Here is a 21540-nt window from a genome sequence, read left to right on the forward strand (position 1 = left end):
TGTTACTCGCATTCACTTCTTATTTTTTTATTCAATAAAGTGAATGCAACAGGTGTTTTAAATAAAGTCAGTAGGATGAGAGATATGAAAAAATGGCTCTGTATTATTTGTGGTCTTATTTACGATGAGGCTCAAGGCTGGCCAGCTGATGGCATTTTACCAGGCACTCGTTGGGAAGATGTACCAGAAGATTGGGTCTGCCCAGATTGTTTAGTAGGTAAAGCTGATTTTGAAATGATGGAGATCACACAAGACGACGTTCAAGTAGCGAGTCATGTGGAGCTAATCGAGCAGGCTCAACCTATTGCAGCACAAGACCTAAAATCAGACATTACTTTAAAACCGATTGTTATTATTGGCAGTGGGCATAGTGGTTATCAAGTAGCGGCAGCACTTCGTAAGCAATCTTCAACGGTCCCTATTACTGTTATTACTGCTGATAACGGCGCGCTTTATAGTAAACCGGCACTATCTAATTCATTTGCATTAGGTAAAAGTTGTGACGATTTACAAAATGAAAGTGCGTTAGAGTGGGAGCAAAGGCTTAATATTCGTGTCTACCCTCATACTCGAGTAGAAAAGATTGATAGGAATAAGCAGACCCTAAATACTAATATTGGCAGCTATGAATATAGCAAGTTAGTACTAGCCACTGGTGCTTCTGCTATTAAAATCCCGATTGCTGGCGATTGTAGTAATGTATTAAGTATTAATGATTTAACAGACTATCGCTGTTTTAAAAATGAGCTTACAGGAAAAAAACGCATCGCTATTCTAGGTGATGGTTTAATTGGCTGTGAATTTGCCAACGATTTGAGTGCAAGTGGTTATGACGTGAGTGTAATTGGTTTAGGTAAATGGCCAATTGAGCGCTTAATTCCACAAATATTAGGAGAGCGTTTAAAGAAATCATTGACCGATATTGGGGTTTCTTGGTTTTTAGAAGACAGTATTTCTCATATTGACGCTGAGCCTGATGGAAGTTCTCAATTACATTTACAAAGTGGAAAAGTAATTGAAGCTGATTTAGTTATATCGGCCGTTGGCTTAAAAGCAAATACAGCATTAGCAGAGCAAGCTGGCCTTGAAGTTGGCCGAGGTATAAAGGTTAACGACTATGGTCAAACAAGTGATGAAACTATTTTTTCATTGGGTGATTGCGCCGAAACAAGTCAAGGCTGGCAGCCATTTATAGCGCCAATTAATCAGCTTGTGCCTTCATTGGTTTCTTGTTTATTAGGCGACTTGACCAAAGCTATTTTTACATGTTCACCAGTGATAGTGAAAACTCCAATCATGCCTTTATCTATTTATCCTGCGGCAGTAGGGGCACTTGGTGGGTGGCAAATAGAGCAGATTGATGATGGTTTAACTGCTCGGTTTTATTCTGTTGATGGTTTATTACTAGGTTTTGCCCTTTTGGGTAAACAAGCTCAGATAAATAGAAGCCACTTACTTGAGCAGCTTAATACAAAACAGCTTACTGTAGCGGAGTAATAAATGATTCATTTACCAAACGATGATGCTACATGTGGTTGGTATCATGCAATAACTAAAACACCAGAAAAACCTAGACTAACAGGTGAACAAACTGCCGATTACGTTGTACTAGGTGGCGGGTTCGCTGGACTTGCAATGGCTAGGCGACTAGCTTTGCATGCGCCTAATGCACGTATTATACTGATTGATGCGCAGCGTATTGGGCAAGGAGCATCGGGTCGAAACTCAGGCTTTGTAATTGATCTACCGCATAAATTTTCATTAGAGCATCCAGATCCTGCGCATAAGCAAAAGCTACTTAAGCTTAATCGCTCAGCGATAGATCAGCTTTCGAGTTTAGTGTCGAAATATAAGATTGATTGCCAATGGTCTGCAGCTGGTAAATATCAAGGTGCAGTCGGTGAGCGTGGTGAAGCTTACTTAGATCATTTTGAACACTTAATGAAAGATTTAGGTGAGCCTTACCAACATATAAATGGAGATGATCTTTCTAAAGTATTGGGTACAAACTATTACAGTCGCGCTATTTATACACCTGGTGGTTATTTAGTTCAGCCTGCGGCTTTAGCATGCGGGTTAGGAGATAACCTTCCTGATAATGTTGAGGTATTAGAAAACTCGCCAATAAATAACTTATCTAAAGAGCATGGGAAGTGGCTACTGCACTCTAAGCATGGTGTAGTTAAAACACCTAAGTTACTGCTTGGTACTAGTATATTTACGCGAGAGTTTGGCTTTTTAAAAAATCGATTATTACCTGTCATGACTTTTGCTAGTTGGACCAGGCCTTTAAACGATGATGAAATGAAAGCGTATACAGGGTTGTTAGATTGGGGCTTAACACCCGCAGATCATGCTGGCACAACGATAAGAATGACAGCAGATCGCCGCATATTAATTCGTAATACTTACAAGCATGTCGATAAATACGGTGCTAGTTCCACTGTAAATGAAAATGTGCGTAAACAGATTCAGGATGATCACCGTAAAGTGTTTTTAGCACGTTATCCTCAGTTAATTGACGTTCCTTTTACCCATTCGTGGGGAGGTACTTATGCAATTTCTCGTAATTTTACCAACTTTTTTGGCGAATTAGATGATGGCGTATATGCCAGTGCATGTGATAACGGTGTAGGCATTGCGTGGGGCACAGTATCAGGAACATTATTAGCAGATTTAGTGATGGGCGAACAATCAGAATCCCTCGACGATATTCAACACGTTACAGGTATGCCTAGCCTTAATCCTCCAGAGCCGTTTTTAGGTATTGGTGTTAAAAGCCGAATTAGTTTAGCTAAATGGTTAAGCCGGAGCGAAATATGAAACAAGTTAAATTAGTAGACAGCAAAAATCTAGATTTTAATGTTAGAGGGGAGACCCTTGGTATGGCTTATGTTGCACGTGCTTTAAGCACAGAAATATCACCTCACATTGGAGTGGGTTTTGCTAAGTGGGAAGGGGCGAAAGTTGCTTGGACCGTTTTATACGATGAAGTTATTTTTGTAATTGAAGGGTGCTTTGAGCTAACTGCAAATGGAGAAACGCATTTGGTTCATCCGGGTCAAATGTTATGGATACCTGAGAATACAGAATTGGTATACGGCGGGCATGCGTTATTTGGCTATGTGGTACACCCAGGTAATTGGAAAGAAATACATGGAATAGTTTAATTTTTAAATCTACACATAGTTCCTGAGCCCTTAGTGCAACCAAACTAAGGGCTTTTTTAGTATATTAGAAGATCTCAATTTTTGTAATTTAGGTAAATTTAAAACCAAATATTAGACTAAAGTCTATAGGTTAGATTTATTCACTTATTAGGTTTGTTTTTATCGTTTGTGGTAATTGAGCTAACACTCTAAAGTTTAGTTGTCGGCAACAAGTACGACTTAATTAATTAGGAATATAATCATGAAATTTACACTTTTAAAAACCATCGCTCTTGGCTCATTATTAACTTGCTCAGCTGCAATGGCTAATCAAGGTGATTACAAATTAATGGTTATTGAAGACTCTGTAACTGCAGCACCCGCATTTGAAAAATCATTTAATAGCTGTGCTTTAAATGTTGAATCAAGAAACTACGAAGAAGCAGAAGCTATTTGTACACAAGCAATTGCATTGCTTAAGCAAAGCCATGGTCCACGTTTAAAAGTACGTGAACTTACATCGTTTGCATTAAGTAACCGTGGTGTAGCACGTATTAAGGCTCAAAAAGACACTGCTGGTATTTCTGATTTATATGAAGCGGTTCAAATTTCTAAAAACTCACTTGTAACACATAACTTAACTCGCGCTAAAAAAGAGTTATCTCTTTAGATTAACTTTATAGCTTGAATTAGCTATAAAGTTTGCGAGTAAAAACCCCCACGTTAGGTAAGACTTAGCGTGGGGTTTTTGTATTTATATACTTTTAAAAAGTCAGTTAGTTACTTTAATATTGTTTACGATAGGCTTTGTTGAATGTGGTAACGGTGATAAAGCGGCCATTGCAGATTTAATTTTAGCAAAGCCTGCTAACTTAAAACTCAAATTCTAGTTATCTTGTTTACGAATATAACTTATAAATTTGATGAAAAAATACCTCTGATGCTCAATGTTTTAGCCGGACCTACTCTAATGCTGATATCTTTTATTGCGTAAATTTTGTTATTGTATGGTGCGGCTTAGCTTGTAAAAACAGGCTTTTTAAATTATGAAATAAAAGAGTGAGCAGTACTTATGAATCCCAGTAATCAGTTTATTTTAGATTTAGGGCAAGAGCATATTACCATTCAGCGACGATATGAAGCGCTGGGAGCGTTTAACGATTTTTTGATTGCTGTGTGGTTTTTAATTGGCAGTTTTTTCTTTTTAAATGACTCATTAATAGAGAGTGGCACATGGCTGTTTATAGCGGGCAGTGCTCAATTGCTTATAAAACCTGTTTTGAAATTGATCAGCTTAGTACATGTTAGTCGGGTGTTTCATTCAAATAAAACACCATAAATACGACTCATGATGAGTTCAGTTATTATGGCTAATAATTTACCAGTATAAGTTATTTAAATATCAAGGATAGAGCATTGAAAGCACTTAAGTGGATTGTAATTGGAATAGCTACTTTATTAATAGTAGGCTTACTAATTCCCGAAAAAATAATGATTCCGGTACAAGGTGCCACAAGTAAAGATTGGAACCATAACACGTTTTGGTACGAGCCTTGGGGTAGGTCGGGTGTGCACAAAGGAATTGATATTTTTGGCACAAAAAATACCCCCGTGGTTGCCTCAACAAGCGGTGTTGTTATATTTGCAGGTGAGTTAAGCCGAGGTGGTAAAGCGGTTGCAGTACTTGGGCCTAAATGGCGAATACATTACTTTGCACATTTAAATAATTACTCAGTAAATACCGGTGATATGGTTAGTATAAATAGCCAGATTGGTTTATTAGGTGATACAGGAAATGCGGCGGGAAAACAGCCTCATGTGCATTATTCTATTTTATCTTTAGTGCCTATGCCGTGGCTTTTTACAACGCAAAACCAAGGGTGGAAAAAGATGTTTTTTTTGAGCCCACATAAAAAATTAACGATTAAGTGACCATTGTATTTACTATAAATGGCCTTTTTAATTTAGCTGTTAATCCCTTATAAAATGGGCTTAACAGCTTTAAAGTAATAAATTTTAATTGTTAATACTGATTTGTTTGTTTACTGCATTGCTAGTGCAAAGTGGTGATATAAACCAATACCAACAATCACATTAAACGGGAAAGTTACACCGAGTGAGCTCAGCATAGCAAGACCAATATCGGCTTTAGGGATTGCCGCTTTTATTGCAGCGGGCGCGGCTATGTATGAGGCGCTGGCTACTAAGCTGCCCAATATAACTACTGAGCCTAATTCTAAATTTAAAAGTGTACCTACTGCTGTGCCAATCGTGCCTAAAAATAGTGGGGTGACGATAGCAAATACCGCTAGTTTCCAATGCTTCCAAGGGATAGGGCGAAGAGTTTGCGCGGCTACTAAACCCATTTCTAGTAAAAATAATGCAAGTACAACTTTAAAGCTACTGGTTAAAAGGCTCGTTACTTGGCTGCCTTGCACCGTGCCGTACATCATACCGATAACCACGCCGCCGATGAGCAAAATTACGCTTTTGTTTGTGAGAGTTTCGTGCCAAAGGGCTTTTAACGACAGCTCATTGTTTTGGCCGTTTTTTTTATCAAGCTTTCGGTAAAGCAATAAACCAACAATAATTGCAGGGAGTTCTAGCATCACTAAATACAAGGTTACTTCTGCACCTACTACTAATTTAGTTGACTCGGCATAGGCGAGCGCAACAGCAAATGTACCAGCACTCACTGAGCCGTAATGTGCGGCAATGCTGGCGCTATTAGCAACAGAGAGTTTAATCACGTATTTTAAAATAGGGTAAAGCATGAGGGGTATAAGTGCGCCAAGTAGCATTACCGATCCCATTTCGGGCAGTAGTTGCCAGCTTAAGTTACCGTGCAGCACCATACCGCCTTTTAAGCCGATAGTTAACATGAGCAATAAGCTTAATGTGTCGTAGGTGGCTTTTGGAATGGCCAAATCAGAGCGTAAAATACCCGCTACTAATCCTAAAATAAAAAACATAACAACAATATCTGGCACTGGCTTTCCTTACTAGTTGGTAAATTAAGTAGCGCTATTGTAGATAAAACTTTGTATAGTAAATAATAAAATAAATACGAGTTAGTTATAGGTGTTTATCTATGGGTTACTTGTTAGGTAACTATTATTAGGTACATTATGAGGTAGGTATGGATTTACGACATATATCGTTTAGGTTGCTTGAAGTATTTATGAGCGTGGTTAAAACGGGTTCAATAAGCGAAACCGCAAGGCGTTTACACCTAACACAGCCAACGGTATCGCTACAAATAAAGCGACTGCAAGAAGCAGTAGGCGAGCCACTACTTCTTATACAACAGCAAAAGCTACATGTGACCGATGCAGGGCTTGAACTGTTTAAAACATGCCAACAGGTGTTTGGACATTTTGAAGACTATGAAGATTTTTTAACCGAGCTTAATGGCGGAGCGCGCGGGCGTTGTAAAATTGCCATGGTTAATACCGCGCAATATATTTTGCCAAAATTGCTTGGACCTTATAGTAATTTACATCCCCATGTTGAGCTTCCGCTTGAAATAGGTAACAGGGCAGAGGTGCTTGATAGGTTTGAGCGAGGGGAGGACGATATTTATGTATTTAGCCACCCGCCGTCGCTTGAACACGCACAAGCTGCGCGCTTTTTGCATAATCCACTAGAATTTATAGTGCCGTTAAACCACCCGTTAGCTAATGTAAAAGCCGTTAAATTAACTGATTTAATGCAGTATCGCTTTTTACTGCGAGAAAATGGCTCAGCAACACGTATGTTATTTGAAAGCGAGTTACAAAGCCGAGGGTTAGTGCTGAGCGATAGCGTGCAAATGGCGAGTAATGAAGCAATACGCGTTGCAGTTGCATCGGGGATGGGCATTGCGGTTTTATCACGCCATGTACTTGCAAAAGACGATACTAGTTTTAAAATTTTAAACGTAACCGATGCACATCTGGCGAGTCATTGGTATTTTGTAATGCGAACAGACAGGCACATATCACATGCTGCACGTAATTTTTTAAAGTTTGCGCAGCAACACGTAGAGCAATATTTAGATACGCAGTGGGTACGCAATGAGTTACATAACTTACATAACTTAGATTTAAAGTTAATTAATATCCGGTGTTGAGTCTCTTAAAATAAGCTTTGGCTGAAACACGCGCTTTACTGTTATGCCGCTTTTTTTGTAAATGTCTTTAAGTACTAAGTTAGCCGCAGCTCGGCCCATTTCGGGAACTGGGTTATCTATTGTAGTCAGTGTTGGGTAGAGATAATTGGTAAAAATTACGTTATCGAACCCAATAATGGCTAAATCTTTTGGTAGGTTAAAACCGTGTTCGCGGGCGTATTTCATAGCACCCGATGCCATTTCGTCATTGGCACATACAAGGGCGGTTATTTGCGCTTTGTTTTGAATAAAATGCCTTAAGCCGTCGCTGCCGCCGGTTTCTTTAAAGTCGCCTATGTAAAATAGCTTTTCGTCAAAGGTTAGGTTGTATTCTGCTAATGCCTGTTTGTGACCTTTTAAACGGTTTGACGCGTCTTCTTTAAACTGCGGGCCTGCTATGTACGCAATGTTTTTATGACCTTTGTTGATCATGGCTTTAGTGGCTAAGTAGCCGCCCATTACGTTGTCGAGGCTAATGCAGTTTTCTTCAATTTCTTTAACGTAGCGGCTCATTAAGTAAATAGGGGTTTTGCCTTTACTTAACTCAATTAGGTACTCGTTTGATACCGCTTCTACGTGGGCAATAATAGCGTCGCAATTACGGCCTATTAAAAATTCAAAGCCGCTTTTTTCTTTTTTTTCGTCACTGTGTCCAGGGGTAATAATAACGTGTTTACCCGCAATACGAAGGTGCTCTTCAATGGCTGACATCATTTGACCAAAAAACGGACCATCCAACTCAGAAACTAAAATACCGACGCTGTTTGTAGTGCTAGACGCCAAAGAGCGAGCAATAGAACTTGGCTGATAGCCTAGCTCTTTCATTGCTTCTAATACCTTTTTTTTAGTTTTTTTGCTTACGTAGTCGTTGTCGTTAAGTACCCTTGAAACAGTTGATAAAGACACACCTGCCATTTCTGATACTTGATAAATTGTCGCCATTGATGTCCTAGCTTATATGTATTTTTACTCGCGCTTTATAAAAATATAAAGCGCGAAGAATCATTAAAAGTTAATTTACACATTACTGCGTCTAATTGCTAAGTCTTCTGTTATTTTTTGCGTCATCGCTGAAGTAAGCGGATAAATAAGCATCAATGCGGCGCCTAAAAAAGCAAATGCGGCAGGTATCCAGCTCATAAGTAACTGCATACCAGGTAGGGCTTGCGTAATTGTTAGCTCATCCATACCGTTATAGCCGTAGTCTGCAAGTACCACTAATACTAATGCACCTGCAAAACCACCTCCGGTTTTTTGCACAAATGTACCCGCAGAATAAATAAGGCCTGTAGCACGTCGTTTGTTTTTCCACTCTGAATAATCGGCTGAATCACCAAGCATACTAAAAAATAATGTGGGCATCATTGCGGCAAAAAATTCAGCAGCGCAACCAAAGGTAAATACAGCAACCAGGTTATCGCTAGGGACCCAGTAAAATGCAGTAGTGAGTATGCCGCTTAGCATTAATGATGCAATAAATAGGTTTCGTTTACCCATAATTTCGGCCAGTTTACCTGTGGCAAGTGCGCCAAATATAGATACAACCAACAAAGCGATAAAGTATTGCCCAGCCATGAGTTCATTGGCTACGTGGTACTTAAAGTAGTACGCAATTACACCGTATTTTATGCCATTAAACATCATGGTTAAAAAACCAATGCCGAGTAATACCAACCAAGGTTTGTTGGTTAGAAGATCAACCATGTCGCGTTGTGATCCCGTTAAGCTTTGCTTATCTTTATTGAGTAATTTTTTAATAACGAATGTCATTGCAGCCATAACAAGGGCAAAAAATACGCCGCTGTATAAATCGCGGTAATAAAAAAACAGGGTGGTAGCAAGCAAAGGTAGGATTATAAATGGCAGGCTTTTGGTTAAATCAAATAACTCTGATTTTAAATTCCCTTCATTTGAGGCGTGCGGTGTTACACGCTCTTTGGTGGTCGTAAACGTTATAACCATTAAAATAATAAGTAAGCTGGCAAATAAGTACATAGTAAGCTGATAGCCTTTGGCGTTGTCGCCGCCACCAAAAAATGCCACTAGCTCAGGTAAAAAACCCATAACCAATAAGCCACCAGTAAACGCACCTGCAAACCTAAAACCAGAGAGCTTTGTGCGCTCTGTATCGTCTGGTGTCATAACGCCCATAAGTGCCGAGTAGGGCACGTTACTTACGGTGTAAGCAAGCGTTAAACCAATGTAGGTTACGTAGGCATAAATAAGTTTGTTGGTGGTGCTAAAGTCGGGTGTAGTAAAACACAACACCATAAACAAGCCCAAAAACGGTGCGGAGTAGAGTATCCACGGGCGAAATTTACCAAAGCGCGACTGCGTTCTGTCGGCAATCATACCCATAATAATGTCGGTTACGCCATCTGATAGCCTTACCACCAAAAACAACATGGCAGCGGCGGCTGCCGATATGCCAAAAGTATCGGTGTAAAACACCGCTAAATAAGCAAGCGCGCCGCGCCATACTAAGTTAGCGCCGGCATCGCCCATGGCGTAACCGACTTTTTCGTATAAAGGGAGTTTGTTCACAGTGTGTGTTCTTATTGTTATAAGCCGATAAATTATCGGCTAGTTATTAGGTTACTGTACGCTTTACCGCTGGCTTTAACAGTTCGTTTTTGTGTGTTGTAGTCTACGTGTACTATTCCAAAGCGCTTTAAATATCCTTCTGCCCATTCAAAGTTATCCATTAGGCTCCACGCAAAGTAACCATCTACTTTTACGCCTTGTTCGGTTGCGTTATGTAGGGCATTTAAATGTTCGTGGTAATATTCAATACGGTCGTTATCTCTCACTTCACCGTCTTTAAATTCGTCAGCCATGGCTGCACCATTTTCGGTAATATAAATAGGCGGTAGGGTGTATTTTTCGTTTAACGATACAAGTAATTCTGTCAGCGCTTTAGGATAAATTTCCCAGCCTATATCGGTCATTGGCGCTTTATGTGGCAGCTCATGGTAAAAGTTGGTTTCGCTTGCTTGATAATGCATGCGGGTATAAAAGTTAACCCCTAGGTAATCTAGCGGTTGAGCAATTATTTCCATGTCGCCATCTAAAATATCTGGGCGGTGGGCTTTAGGTAATTGCTTAATAATATCAGGGTATTTACCTTGCATTACAGGCTTCATGTACCATTGATTTATATAGTCATCAGCAAATGCAGTGGCTTTTAAATCGTCTTCACTTTGAGTAACGGAGTAACAAGGCGTAAAGTTAAGTACAATACCGTTTAGTGTATTTGGGCTATTTTTAGCAAGTACTTGCATAGCCAAACCGTGACCCAGTAATAAGTGGTGCGCGGCTTTACGACCAAATTCGCGACCTACAATGCCAGGCGCATGTACGCCAATTTCGTAACCTAAGTAAGAGCTGCAAAAAGGCTCGTTTAAGGTGGCGTATGAGTGCACACGTTCCCCAAATGCTTTGGTAATTAAATCTGCGTAATGGGCAAATTCGTAAGCGGTGTTACGGTTTAGCCAGCCACCTTCGTCTTCAATATGTTGTGGTAAATCCCAGTGGTATAGCGTTACAAAAGCTTTAATGTTACGGCGTTTTAATTCATCTAAAATGTCGGTATAAAACTTAACGCCTGTCGGGTTTAAGTGACCGCTTTTAGTCATTACGCGCGGCCACGAAATTGAGAGTCTGTAAGCGTCTACACCTAATGACTCAATTAGGTTTATATCGTCTTTCCAGCGAGTGTAGTGCTCGCAGGCTACATCGCCATTTGAATTATCGACTATTCTGCCTTCTTTACTGCAAAAGGTATCCCAAATACATGGCAAGCGATCAGCTGCGCCGCCTTCAATTTGAAATGAGGCCGTAGCTACACCATAAGTAAAATTTTTGGCTAAAAGTGGTGAGCCACTAGGTAAAGATAATTGTTTCATTAAGAGAAAACCTCTGCTTCTTTTTTGGTAAAGTTTGCTTTGTATAGAGCGTATATTAAATTCATTGTTGGAAGCGCTTCCATATTTAATTTGATTAATCACTAAGTATGGTATTTAATAACTTTAAGGAAGCGCTTCCATATTTAGGTTAGTGGCTATTGTTAAGCAGGTCAATAGTTAAATTTAAATAACAAATAGGCGTTTTATAAAAACACACTGACACAACACAGGGCTATAAAAATGAAAAAAAGCTTAAACACTAACAGGTTACACATGCTCCCCATTTTAATAGGAGGATTGTGCGTTTTAAGTGGGTGTAACAAACAAGAGATTAACGCAAATAATATCCAAAGCGCCGTAGTCAAAAAGGCTGAGCATGAGCAAGGTGATTTATCACTTTGGCCAACGCTTAAAAGCAAAGTAGTTAAAACGCCTGAAATTGAAAATACGATTGCTCAATATTTAAAAACAATGACGCTTGAGCAAAAAGTAGCGCAGATGATCCAACCTGAAATTCGCGATATTAGTGTTGATGATATGCGCAAATATGGTTTTGGTTCGTATTTAAATGGTGGTGGCTCGTTCCCGAATGCTAATAAACATGCAACGCCTGCAGATTGGATAACACTTGCTGAGAGCATGTATCAGGCCTCGGTTGATGACTCAGTTGACGGCAGTAAAATTCCGACCATGTGGGGCACTGATGCCGTACATGGCCATAATAATGTGATTGGTGCGACGTTATTTCCGCATAATATTGGTTTAGGTGCTGCTAATAACCCCGCATTAATTGAGCGCATTGCAGCAGCTACTGCAATAGAGGTAATGGCAACAGGCATAGATTGGGTGTTTGCACCAACTGTTGCGGTTGTGCGCGATGACCGATGGGGCAGAACGTACGAAGGTTATTCAGAAGACCCTGCAATTGTACGTGAGTATTCAGCCGCAATTGTAAACGGATTGCAAGGTAGAGCCGATGAGGACTTTTTAAGTGATAAACGCGTAATTAGTACTGTTAAGCACTTTTTAGGCGATGGCGGCACTGTAGATGGTGACGATCAAGGCGATAACATTGATAGCGAAGAGGTGTTATATAACATTCATGCGCAAGGGTATATTGGCGGCCTAACCGCAGGTAGTCAGTCGGTTATGGCATCGTTTAATAGCTGGAATGGTAAAAAAAATCACGGCAATAAATACTTACTTACCGATGTACTAAAAACAAAAATGGGTTTTGATGGCTTTGTTGTAGGAGATTGGAACGGGCACGGACAAGTTGCAGGCTGTACAAATGAAAGTTGCCCGCAGGCTGTTAATGCGGGGCTTGATATTTTTATGGTGCCAACGGGTGCATGGAAACCACTTTATGAAAATACAATTAAACAAGTAAAAGCGGGCACAATAACAATGGCGCGAATAGATGACGCCGTGGCACGTATTTTACGAGTTAAATTACGCGCGGGTTTATTTGATAAACCAAGCCCCGCAAATCGAAAATATTCAGGTAAATTAGAGCTAATAGGTGCGCCAGCACATCGCGATATTGCCCGCCAAGCGGTACAAGAGTCGTTAGTACTGCTTAAAAACAATAACCATTTATTACCGCTTAACCCATCAAGCAACATACTTATTGCGGGCGATGCGGCCGACAACATAGGCAAGCAATCGGGCGGTTGGAGTATTACGTGGCAGGGAACTAATAATCAAAATGCAGACTTTCCTGGAGCAACGTCTATTTATGCGGGGCTAAAAACGCAAATAGAGGCTGCTGGCGGTAACGCTATTTTAAGCCCAACGGGTGAGTTTACTAGCAAACCTGATGTAGCCATTGTTGTATTTGGTGAAGAACCATACGCAGAAGGGCATGGCGATAAAGACAACCTTGAGTTTGAACGTAATAATAAACGCTCTCTTAAAATATTAAAAACATTAAAGCAGCAAAATATACCGGTTGTTTCTGTGTTTATATCGGGCAGACCAATGTGGGTTAACAGCGAGCTAAACGCGTCAGATGCATTTGTAGCAGCATGGCTTCCTGGCACTGAAGGACAAGGCATTGCAGATGTTTTATTAGCGGATGCAAGTGGGCAGGTACAATATGATTTTAAAGGTAAATTGTCGTTCTCGTGGCCTAAATCGCCACTACAAACCGCAGTAAATAAGGGTGATGCTGATTACTCGCCATTATTACCCTATGGCTTTGGCTTAACGTATAAAGATGAAAGTACGCTTGCCAATAATCTAAATGAAGACTCAGGTGTTGATATTAGTAACCTTGCGCCGCTATCTATATTTAATGGCAGCTTTAAAACACCGTGGCGTTTGTTTTTAAATTCAAACAGCGAGCAGCACCAAGTAGCAAGTAACAGTGTAAAGCTTGGCGGCATTATTTATCGCACTGAAGACAAAGCGATTCAAGAAGATGCAATGCAATTTAATTTTGATGGCACTGCAGCCAGCTATATCGAAATTAATAGTAACTTTACCGAAGATAAAGTGGCCTACATTGAAGCAAATTCGGCCCTTAGCTTTAGCTATAAAGTAAATCAAATACCTAGTTCACAAACATACCTTGCAATGAAGTGCGAACAAGGCTGTGGTGGCGAGCTTGATATTACCAGTGATTTTGAAAATGCTGATTTAAATACATGGCAAACCATGAGTATAGATTTAACGTGTTTTGCTAAGAAGGGCGTTGATTTTGCCAGAGTAACCAGCCCTTTTATTATTAAAACGGCAGGAGAGCTTAGCGTTTCAGTTGCAGATATTAGCTTTGAACCACAAGGCGCTAAAAGCGCTGTGGTTAAGTGTGAATAATAAAACGTAAAAGTTGTTGTGTGTTGTCTCAAAGCCCTTAGTAATAAGGGCTTTTTTTATAAAAAATATTTATGCTGGGCAATACTGCTTTAAAAACTCATGATGAGGCGGTAATTGTCTTACGCGTTGCTCTATTTGTTGCTTAATACCGTGTAAAAAACGGGTGAGTTCTTCGTCGCTCATCATGCTAGCTATTAAGTGATGTTGATTAGGCTCAATGCCTTGACCAAGCATAACTTGCACCCACGAATCGACTCTAAAAATATCGCCATCGTCTAAAAATACACGACCGGTTTGTTTAAACAAATCAGTTTTATGCTGAAGTGTTTTTGGCACCTCCATCGCACTACAGTGTTGCCAAAACTCACTGTCATCGCGATTAGTTACTTTGTAGTGCAGCACAATAAAGTCGCGAATATTTTCAATTTCGCTTTTAAGCTGTTTGTTGTATTCGTCAATGGCGTGATTGGTAATGCCATTAAACGGAAATAAACGCATAAAGCGAATAATACCCGACATAATTAAGTGAATGCTGGTGGACTCAAGTGGTTCTACAAAACCGCTAGCAAGGCCAAGCGCTAAGCAGTTTTTGTTCCAGCCTTTTAAGCGGCGCCCTGTTTTAAACTTAATAATACGCGGCTCTGTAAGCGGCTCACCTTCCATGTTATTTAATAATAGCGCTTTGGCTTGCTCGTCATCCATATATTGGCTGCAATAAACTAATCCGTTGCCGACACGGTTTTGCAGCGGTATACGCCATTGCCAGCCGCTTTTATGGGCAATAGAGCGGGTAAGTGGCAATACGGTCTCGCTGGTTGATTTTGTTTGCACCGCAATGGCGCTGTTACACGGTAGTAAATGCGACCAGTCTTCGTAGCCAGTATGCAATGCTTGCTCTATTAATAAACCTCTAAAGCCGGTGCAATCAATAAAAAAATCGCCGTTAATGTGCTCGCCATTATTTAAAATCAATGATTCGATATGGCCTGCTTTAGTGTTTTTTACTACTTTTTGTATTTTACCTTCAATGCGTTTTACACCTAACGGCTCTGAAAATTCACGTAAAAACTGCGCATAACGCGTGGCATCCATATGGTATGCATAGTTGATGGGGTTTTGCTGATTAAACGCAAATTTACCGCCTTTAGCAGCTTGTAGCTCGTAGCAGTAATCGCCAAATGGGTTGTTTATTCCAAGTGCTTTACCTTGCAGCCAAAAATGATGAAATTCACCCGCCCAACATTCTTTGCCCGTTGCGCCAAATGAGTGAATATAATGCGTGTTTTCATCGCCCCAGTTTTCAAAGCTAATACCTAGTTTAAAACTTGCTTGAGTGGCTTTCATAAATGCTTGCTCGTTTATACCCAGCAATTTATGGAATGTACGAATAGGCGGAATTGTTGCTTCGCCAACACCTACAGTGCCAATATCGTCAGATTCAACAAGGGTTATGTTTATATTGTTACCAACTAGTTTAGCAAGTGCTGCTGCGGCCATCCAACCTGCAGTGCCGCCTCCAGCAATTACTACGTTTTTAACAGCATTTGTTCTAGTCATTATGTGGCTGCCCATTATTTGATAAAAGGTGATTTAAAAGCGCGCGATTACTTGGCAGTCCATTTAAGCACTGCGCTATTTTTTCGCGATTTTGCTGGTAATAGTAATCCCCAGCAAGTGGGTCGTTAAATGTATTTTGTGCAGAGATTGTTTGTGTATTAAAACCCATGCCATATAAAACGTATTGGTAACTGCTTGATGAAAACATTTCTTCGTTTTCAATAAAATCAAAGCGGCTAGGGGGCTGAAATTGCCAAAGTTTAAGTAAGTTTTGCAGGCGCTCGGGTGCGGTATTTAAATTACTAATATCTTGCCAATAAGGCGTGTCGTCGCGCTCGCTTAGCACATAATGAAGTTTTAAAAATTCAATAACGCGCTGCCAACGAGTGCTAAAACGGTCATTAAAACGCGTTTCAAGCTGGCTCATATGAGTACGGTTTTGCGGTAGTTGCTCGCTTATCATGCTAATTGAAAGCTCAACCATAGCAAGAGCTGACGCTTCAAGTGGCTCTAAAAAGCCAGCTGACATACCCACGGCAACACAGTTTTTAATCCAAAATTTTTGCCTGTAACCAGGGCTGAATTTTAATACACGGTAGGTAAGTTGCTCAGCTTGTTGCTCACTAGTGCTTTTAGCTATGTAGCTTTTTAGCGTATTTGTTGCGCTTTCATCGCTTTGATATTTACTACTAAATACATAACCTGTGCCACGGCGTGTTGGCAGGGCTATATCCCAAATCCAGCCGTTACTTTGTGCTGTAGATAGCGTAGCTGAGGCAATTGGTTGATTGATGTGTGCATTAGGTATTTGCGCCGCTACAGCGCTGTTATTAAATAAAATATGATCTTGCGTTATAAACTCACTATTAAGATGATCACCAATTAAACGAGCACGAGAGCCTGAGCAATCTATAAATAAATCACCTGTTATATCGCCATTATTATTTGTTTTTAATGCGGCAATATAGCCATGTTCGTCGTTAATAACCTCGGTTACATCGTCAGTAATATGTATAACGTTTAGGCTTTTAACGCAGTGATTTTTTAAAAACTCAGCAAATTTACCCGCATCTAAATGATAGCCATAGTTGGTGACTGCTGCGTATTCGGGAGTTTGTAATTGTTTTGGTGCAAGTGCTGCTTGGCATACAAAGCTTTGCATATTAACAACGTCGGCAAATTTTTGATCCGGTGCAATACGTTGCCAACTGGCGTGTAAATTAGTGTGCTCGTAGCCTTGTGGATTCATAAAAGGGTGGTAGTAGTTTTCTCCCTCGTTTAGGTTACGCCAATTTATAAATTTAGAACCTTGCTTAAATGACGCGTCGCACTGGGTTATAAAATCAATTTCTTTAATGCCAATGCGTTGCAGCGTATTGCGCATTGACGGCCACGTGCCTTCGCCCACGCCCAATATAGGCACATTTGCCGACTCAACTAACGTAACACTAAGGTGCGGGTGTTCGGCGGCTAATAAGCCTGCGCTTAGCCAACCGGCAGTACCTCCACCTAAAACGACTATTTTTGTTATTGGTTTGGTCATGAGTTAACACCCTAAAGTTGATAACAATTAAACTAGCATTAATACTGTTTTAAATACAAAAAAGCCGCTAGTAAAAACTAACGGCTTTACTTTGTATTACCTTTAGAAGTTGTAACGCATACCAATATTGTAACGTGCACCTAGCTGTTGTAGGTTCCACAATTGTGCTGACGTACGGCCATGTTCGCGGCTGTTTTGTTCAGTAATGTTAAGGCCTTCAACAAAAAACGATAGTTGTTCGCTGTAGTTGTACGCAACATTAAAGTCGATTTGATAATATTCTTCAGTAAAGCCTGGCTCATTTACGTATCGAGCTGCGCTATTTAAAAACTTATCACGCCAGTTGTACGCAATACGTGCTTGAAAATCATCGTTTTCGTACATTGCAATAAAGTTAGCTGTGTCACTTAAACCCACTAGTGCAAACTGTGTTGTAGTGGGGTCGGCGTTTACATCAAAGTCTATGTCGCCATTAACAGTGGTGTAGTTTGCTTGCACACCAAAACCGCTTTCACCAAAAAAGTGTTGAAAGGCAATTTCAAAACCATCGATGGTGGCATTTTTATTGTTGGTAGGTACTTGCGCTGTAAATTCTAGTAATGGGTCGTCGCTGTTAGCAATTACATCGTAAGCGGCCTCAAACTCTTCGTAAGTCATAGAGTCAAAGTCAACGCCATTTTCTGTTGCGGCAACCATTTGAAATAAGTTTGAATCGGTTAGAGCAAGTCCGCGAGATTCTAGCTCAGCAATGGCAGCTTGAGCGCGAGGACCCGCTGTTGCATCGCGTAATCCGTAGTAGTTTTGCGTCATGGGTGTTAAACCAATAAAGTTTTCGATGTCTTTAGTGTAATAACCTACCGACACATAACTTGTTTCTGCAAAGTACCACTCAGCCGATACATCAATATTATCTGATTCAAGCGGCACTAAACCAGGGTTACCCGTTGACGCTGTAGCTGGTGATGAACCCGCTAAAAGAGTAGGGGCACCTGGTACACCAACAGTCGCTGCTGAACTTAAGTTGTCGTAAGTTGGGCGAGCAATTGTTGTGCTATAAGAAAAACGCGCTTTTACGTTTTCAATTACTTCTATGTCAAAGTCAAAGCTGGGTAAAAAGTGATCGTAGCTAGATTTAAGCGTGAAATCTTCTTTAGCTGAGCCAAAACGAACGTTAAAGTCGTTATTACCTTCCCACGCTACTGCGTTAGGTAAATCGATATTAGCCGTTGAGGTAATGTCGGTAGACTCTTGGCGCGCGCCAATTACAATGTTGTATGGCATATCGCCAATGTAGCCGTTGTAAGTAAATTGCACAAACGCTGCGGTTATATCTTCTTCAATGGTGCGGTTTGTTGCAAATGCGCCATCGGCTGCAAAGTTAAAGCCATATTCTTCACCAGCCCAGTAACCAATTTGCGATGCGCTGCCGGTATAACCTTGGTTGTACGAGCCCGATGTATCGTAGTCGTCAAACTCAGCTAAAAAGTTTGTTGGGTTTAGGTAGCCATCAGGTAGTTCGCCTGGGTTTTCGATACCCCAGTTACCCATTGTATTACGTGTAAGTGATTGCAGTGAATGGCTTTCCATAGAGCGAGACTCTATACCAAAGTCAATTGCACCGTTTTCAATTTCGTATTTACCATGGATTCTAAATTCTGTTATTTCAGACTCTTGGCGAGCAAAGTTAGAATCTAAAATAGATGTACCCACATCAGAGGCATCTAGCGTGTTATTACAATTTAGGTTGTCTCGGCGGCAATCATCAAAATCGATACTCATTGATGGAAGCTCACGGCTAAAATCAACTTCTTGTGCGTTAACTACATTTGCGCCCAAGCCTGCGTTTACCCAGCTGCCGTAAGGTGCATCTGGTTTGCTAGTGGCTTTTGAATTGTGCGCATCAAACATAAAGCTCAATTCTGAATTGAAATAGTACTCAACGTTTAAACCAATAGAGTCATTTTGGTTAACTTGGTTTAGCTCTTGAAACGCTAAACCTAAATCGCGTGTTTGCTGATCGCGACGTTCTTCCCGGTAATAAATTGGGGTTTTTACCGTGTTATCGTCAAACGTTAGCGCGCTTTTGTAGTTATCCATCCAAATTGATTGCTCAGCACGGGCTTCGAATAAATCTTGCTTAGAATAGGTGTAATCAAGCGTGGCTGTTAAATCGTCAATTGGGCTGTACTGCAGCGTTAATTGCGCGTTTGTGCGAGTACGTTCTCTGTCGGCAATGGTGTAGCGCAAATCTGATGGCATTGAATAAAGCTGACCAACAGCGGGTGCATTAGTTAAAACAATATCGTCTGCAGCTTGTGGGATTGTGCCGTCAAAAGCTGATGTATTCCATTGATTTACAAACGCACCTGTTGATGAGCTATCGCGTTGTTGCATGCTTGCAGTTAACGAGGCACCAAATTTAGCTTCACTGTCGGTCCAGCTAATTAAGCCCGAAAGCTCAGGTGTTATGTCATCACCAACGCGGTTTGTTGAGTCGTGTAAAGCTTTTACGCCAATGCTTGAAACAAAGCCTGGGTTATCAAGTGGGCGAGCGGTATTAATATTTATTGTTGCGCCAATACCACCTGATGCAATACTTGCTTTACCAGTTTTATATACTTCAACCGATTTAACGCTATCAGATGCTAAGTTTGCAAAATCAAATGCACGAGAGCTGGGTGTTCCACCACCTGAAGGCAATGAAGCCGCCGGCATTGTACGTCCGTTTAGGGTTACCATATTGTAGTCGGGGCCAAAACCACGAACCGTTACTTTAGAGCCTTCACCATTTGAGCGATCAATCGACACACCCGTTATACGCTGTAGCGACTCGGCTAAGTTGGTATCGGGGAATTTACCAATATCTTCAGCTGATATTGCATCTACAACACCGGCGGCGTCGCGTTTTAAACGAGTCGATTCTTTAATACTGCTTTTAAAACCGGTAACTTGGATTACTTCAACATCTGTATTTGCTTCTTGTGCATATACAGGTAAAGAGATTGATGCGCCTAAAATCAGAGATAGGCTGGTCGCTATCTTTGTTTTTCTTACAATATGGTTGGACATTCGGTTTCCCTCGCGCTTTTATCATTATTATTAACAGCTTGTATGGGGCTGTTATTGTGTAGTTATAAACATTGTCAAATGTGTGGAAGCGCTTCCAGAAAAGCTTGCTTAACTAAGTTTTGTGGAAGCGCTTCCAGAAATGCTAGTTTAAATTTTAAATAGGGTCAACTATTGTTTTAATAAAATGAGACTAAATTGTTTTTAAAATGTATGTTTTTTAGATTTAATTTTATTTAAATTATAAATTACAGGTAGTTATAAAAATCCGCTCGAAATAGTGGTGTAACAACATTTTATTATAAGAAAACTAATTATTGATTAATTTAGTTATTTACACACTTTTATAAGGTGTTTAAATCAGTTCTTAGTAAGGGTTAAAGTTAATAAATCGGCCGTTGGTCTCTCAACAAAAAATAGGTACATTTGCTAACTTAGCGAAAATGCCGATGTAGTGATTATGTAAAACGCAATTGATGAAAACGCATCAAGCGGCGGTTCTATCTCAGTTTATGAATCGGTCATTAAAAATCAACAGTTGTTTAAAAAATCGTTAATTAAATCACTAAAAAGTAACGTAGTTTTTGCAGAAGATGGTTTAAAAATAAACTTATAAAGTATTGCGCATAAGGTGTTGCGAGTAGCTAGTTTTATCGCTATTTTAAAGGCTCTCTCATAGATGGATTTTATTATGCGCATTAAATTTTTAGCGAGCTTTTATTCTTTCTTCTTGTTTGCTCTGTTTGGTTGTGAAGATCAGAGTATGGCAATTCAAGGCAGTCCTCAGCTAAATAATAATGTAAGTAACTCACCCTCTAATCTCAAAGTAAACACACCTCCAGCAGCTCAAACAAACGAACCCGCTTTAGTACTCGGTATGCTAGCAACACATTGTAATAGTAATGAAGCAGCCTACATTAACGCAAAAATGCATAAAGTTGTGCGTAACCCAGATGAAAATACAGCCTATAAGTTAGAGCCTACCGATAAAGTGCTTTCTATTTGTGTTGCAAAAGATGACTCATCGCTTAGTTATCGATTTGGTAGAGTTAATGACATAGGGCTTGAAAAAGAAGCTACACCAAATGCACCATTTGGCAGTTACTACAGGCAAGTAGGGCGTATTGGCGAGAGTATTTTATTTTTTAGTAACGGCGAATATCATTATTATATTATTAACTCAGGCGGTATGGGCAGCGGTGTAACCGTTAATGTTTATAAAAACGATGCATTAATAACTGAGCTGTTTTCGGGTAATGATCCTTACGATGATTTTGTTATAGCAACCGATTTAAATTTTCCTAAAAAATTGGTTAGCGAAAAACAGCCATTTAATAAGCAAATGCAGTAAAT

At 40.2% G+C, this 21540-nt stretch carries 16 protein-coding genes and 1 pseudogene; 10 read left to right on the forward strand and 7 right to left on the reverse strand.

Annotated features, from left to right (window positions below; genetic code table 11):
- Positions 1 to 84: 84 nt before the first annotated feature.
- The 7 genes and pseudogenes from EU510_RS19990 to EU510_RS02325 all read left to right on the forward strand — a co-directional run.
- A pseudogene (locus EU510_RS19990) lies at positions 85 to 246 on the forward strand (rubredoxin); the annotation flags it as partial.
- On the forward strand, positions 238 to 1497 hold the full coding sequence (locus EU510_RS02300; protein WP_262501192.1) for an FAD-dependent oxidoreductase: 1260 nt from the start codon (positions 238 to 240) through the stop codon (positions 1495 to 1497). The pseudogene EU510_RS19990 and the gene EU510_RS02300, both read left to right, overlap by 9 nt.
- 3 nt (positions 1498 to 1500) lie before the next feature.
- Complete coding sequence (locus tag EU510_RS02305; protein ID WP_039488163.1) at positions 1501 to 2823, forward strand: NAD(P)/FAD-dependent oxidoreductase; 1323 nt, start codon at positions 1501 to 1503, stop codon at positions 2821 to 2823.
- Positions 2820 to 3170 (forward strand): ethanolamine utilization protein EutQ, encoded by a 351-nt coding sequence (locus tag EU510_RS02310; protein WP_010553496.1) that lies wholly within the window; start codon positions 2820 to 2822, stop codon positions 3168 to 3170. The genes EU510_RS02305 and EU510_RS02310 overlap by 4 nt, the downstream gene beginning before the upstream one ends.
- 241 nt (positions 3171 to 3411) lie before the next feature.
- Entirely contained in the window at positions 3412 to 3819 is a 408-nt protein-coding gene (locus tag EU510_RS02315) for a hypothetical protein (RefSeq protein ID WP_149592077.1), read from the forward strand.
- Positions 3820 to 4221: 402 nt separating this feature from the next.
- Complete coding sequence (locus tag EU510_RS02320) at positions 4222 to 4488, forward strand: YrhK family protein (RefSeq protein WP_149592078.1); 267 nt, start codon at positions 4222 to 4224, stop codon at positions 4486 to 4488.
- 77 nt (positions 4489 to 4565) lie between these two features.
- Positions 4566 to 5081: a M23 family metallopeptidase gene (locus tag EU510_RS02325; RefSeq protein ID WP_149592079.1), complete on the forward strand. Its 516-nt coding sequence runs from the start codon at positions 4566 to 4568 to the stop codon at positions 5079 to 5081.
- Positions 5082 to 5191: 110 nt separating this feature from the next.
- On the opposite strand, the gene EU510_RS02330 is transcribed toward EU510_RS02325, so the two are convergent.
- On the reverse strand, positions 5192 to 6139 hold the full coding sequence (locus EU510_RS02330; protein WP_149592080.1) for a sodium-dependent bicarbonate transport family permease: 948 nt from the start codon (positions 6137 to 6139) through the stop codon (positions 5192 to 5194).
- Between the two features lie 149 nt (positions 6140 to 6288).
- Here EU510_RS02330 and EU510_RS02335 point away from each other — a divergent pair, with 149 nt between their 5' ends.
- Positions 6289 to 7260, forward strand: coding sequence for a LysR family transcriptional regulator (locus EU510_RS02335; RefSeq protein WP_149592081.1), 972 nt, complete (start codon positions 6289 to 6291; stop codon positions 7258 to 7260).
- Here EU510_RS02335 and EU510_RS02340 read toward each other — a convergent pair.
- The 3 genes from EU510_RS02340 to EU510_RS02350 all read right to left on the reverse strand — a co-directional run bounded on the left by EU510_RS02340 (position 7240) and on the right by EU510_RS02350 (position 11204).
- A complete protein-coding gene (locus EU510_RS02340) occupies positions 7240 to 8241 on the reverse strand; it encodes a LacI family DNA-binding transcriptional regulator (protein WP_149592082.1) in 1002 nt (333 codons plus the stop codon). The genes EU510_RS02335 and EU510_RS02340 overlap by 21 nt on opposite strands.
- Before the next feature lie 75 nt (positions 8242 to 8316).
- Positions 8317 to 9843: an MFS transporter gene (locus tag EU510_RS02345; RefSeq protein WP_149592083.1), complete on the reverse strand. Its 1527-nt coding sequence runs from the start codon at positions 9841 to 9843 to the stop codon at positions 8317 to 8319.
- Between the two features lie 32 nt (positions 9844 to 9875).
- Positions 9876 to 11204, reverse strand: coding sequence for a GH1 family beta-glucosidase (locus EU510_RS02350; RefSeq protein ID WP_149592084.1), 1329 nt, complete (start codon positions 11202 to 11204; stop codon positions 9876 to 9878).
- Positions 11205 to 11444: 240 nt separating this feature from the next.
- On the opposite strand from EU510_RS02350, the gene EU510_RS02355 reads away from it, so the two are divergent.
- On the forward strand, positions 11445 to 14021 hold the full coding sequence (locus EU510_RS02355; RefSeq protein ID WP_149592085.1) for a glycoside hydrolase family 3 protein: 2577 nt from the start codon (positions 11445 to 11447) through the stop codon (positions 14019 to 14021).
- A gap of 69 nt (positions 14022 to 14090) precedes the next feature.
- Here the strand turns inward: EU510_RS02355 and EU510_RS02360 are convergent, their stop codons facing one another.
- The 3 genes from EU510_RS02360 to EU510_RS02370 all read right to left on the reverse strand — a co-directional run bounded on the left by EU510_RS02360 (position 14091) and on the right by EU510_RS02370 (position 20190).
- Positions 14091 to 15578 (reverse strand): tryptophan halogenase family protein, encoded by a 1488-nt coding sequence (locus EU510_RS02360; RefSeq protein ID WP_149592086.1) that lies wholly within the window; start codon positions 15576 to 15578, stop codon positions 14091 to 14093.
- The gene (locus tag EU510_RS02365; protein WP_149592087.1) at positions 15571 to 17121 is read right to left on the reverse strand and encodes a tryptophan halogenase family protein; all 1551 of its coding nucleotides are present in this window, start codon (positions 17119 to 17121) and stop codon (positions 15571 to 15573) included. Before EU510_RS02365 ends, EU510_RS02360 begins: the two co-directional genes overlap by 8 nt.
- 102 nt (positions 17122 to 17223) lie before the next feature.
- Positions 17224 to 20190: a TonB-dependent receptor gene (locus EU510_RS02370; protein WP_149592088.1), complete on the reverse strand. Its 2967-nt coding sequence runs from the start codon at positions 20188 to 20190 to the stop codon at positions 17224 to 17226.
- 688 nt (positions 20191 to 20878) lie between these two features.
- On the opposite strand from EU510_RS02370, the gene EU510_RS02380 reads away from it, so the two are divergent.
- Positions 20879 to 21538 carry a hypothetical protein gene (locus EU510_RS02380; RefSeq protein WP_262501180.1) on the forward strand — a complete coding sequence of 220 codons (660 nt, stop codon included), beginning with the start codon at positions 20879 to 20881 and terminating at the stop codon, positions 21536 to 21538.
- The last annotated feature ends 2 nt before the right edge of the window (positions 21539 to 21540 follow it).

Source organism: Pseudoalteromonas sp. FUC4 (genome assembly GCF_008370255.1).
Lineage (GTDB): Bacteria > Pseudomonadota > Gammaproteobacteria > Enterobacterales > Alteromonadaceae > Pseudoalteromonas.

Excerpts from the sequence above, each read along its gene's own strand:
- EU510_RS02300 (WP_262501192.1), top strand. The coding sequence starts at position 238 with ATGGAGATCACACAAGACGACGTTCAAGTAGCGAGTCATGTGGAGCTA.
- EU510_RS02305 (WP_039488163.1), top strand. The coding sequence starts at position 1,501 with ATGATTCATTTACCAAACGATGATGCTACATGTGGTTGGTATCATGCA.
- EU510_RS02310 (WP_010553496.1), top strand. The coding sequence starts at position 2,820 with ATGAAACAAGTTAAATTAGTAGACAGCAAAAATCTAGATTTTAATGTT.
- EU510_RS02315 (WP_149592077.1), top strand. The coding sequence starts at position 3,412 with ATGAAATTTACACTTTTAAAAACCATCGCTCTTGGCTCATTATTAACT.
- EU510_RS02320 (WP_149592078.1), top strand. The coding sequence starts at position 4,222 with ATGAATCCCAGTAATCAGTTTATTTTAGATTTAGGGCAAGAGCATATT.
- EU510_RS02335 (WP_149592081.1), top strand. The coding sequence starts at position 6,289 with ATGGATTTACGACATATATCGTTTAGGTTGCTTGAAGTATTTATGAGC.
- EU510_RS02340 (WP_149592082.1), bottom strand. The coding sequence starts at position 8,241 with ATGGCGACAATTTATCAAGTATCAGAAATGGCAGGTGTGTCTTTATCA.
- EU510_RS02350 (WP_149592084.1), bottom strand. The coding sequence starts at position 11,204 with ATGAAACAATTATCTTTACCTAGTGGCTCACCACTTTTAGCCAAAAAT.
- EU510_RS02355 (WP_149592085.1), top strand. The coding sequence starts at position 11,445 with ATGAAAAAAAGCTTAAACACTAACAGGTTACACATGCTCCCCATTTTA.
- EU510_RS02360 (WP_149592086.1), bottom strand. The coding sequence starts at position 15,578 with ATGACTAGAACAAATGCTGTTAAAAACGTAGTAATTGCTGGAGGCGGC.
- EU510_RS02365 (WP_149592087.1), bottom strand. The coding sequence starts at position 17,121 with ATGACCAAACCAATAACAAAAATAGTCGTTTTAGGTGGAGGTACTGCC.
- EU510_RS02370 (WP_149592088.1), bottom strand. The coding sequence starts at position 20,190 with ATGTCCAACCATATTGTAAGAAAAACAAAGATAGCGACCAGCCTATCT.
- EU510_RS02380 (WP_262501180.1), top strand. The coding sequence starts at position 20,879 with ATGCGCATTAAATTTTTAGCGAGCTTTTATTCTTTCTTCTTGTTTGCT.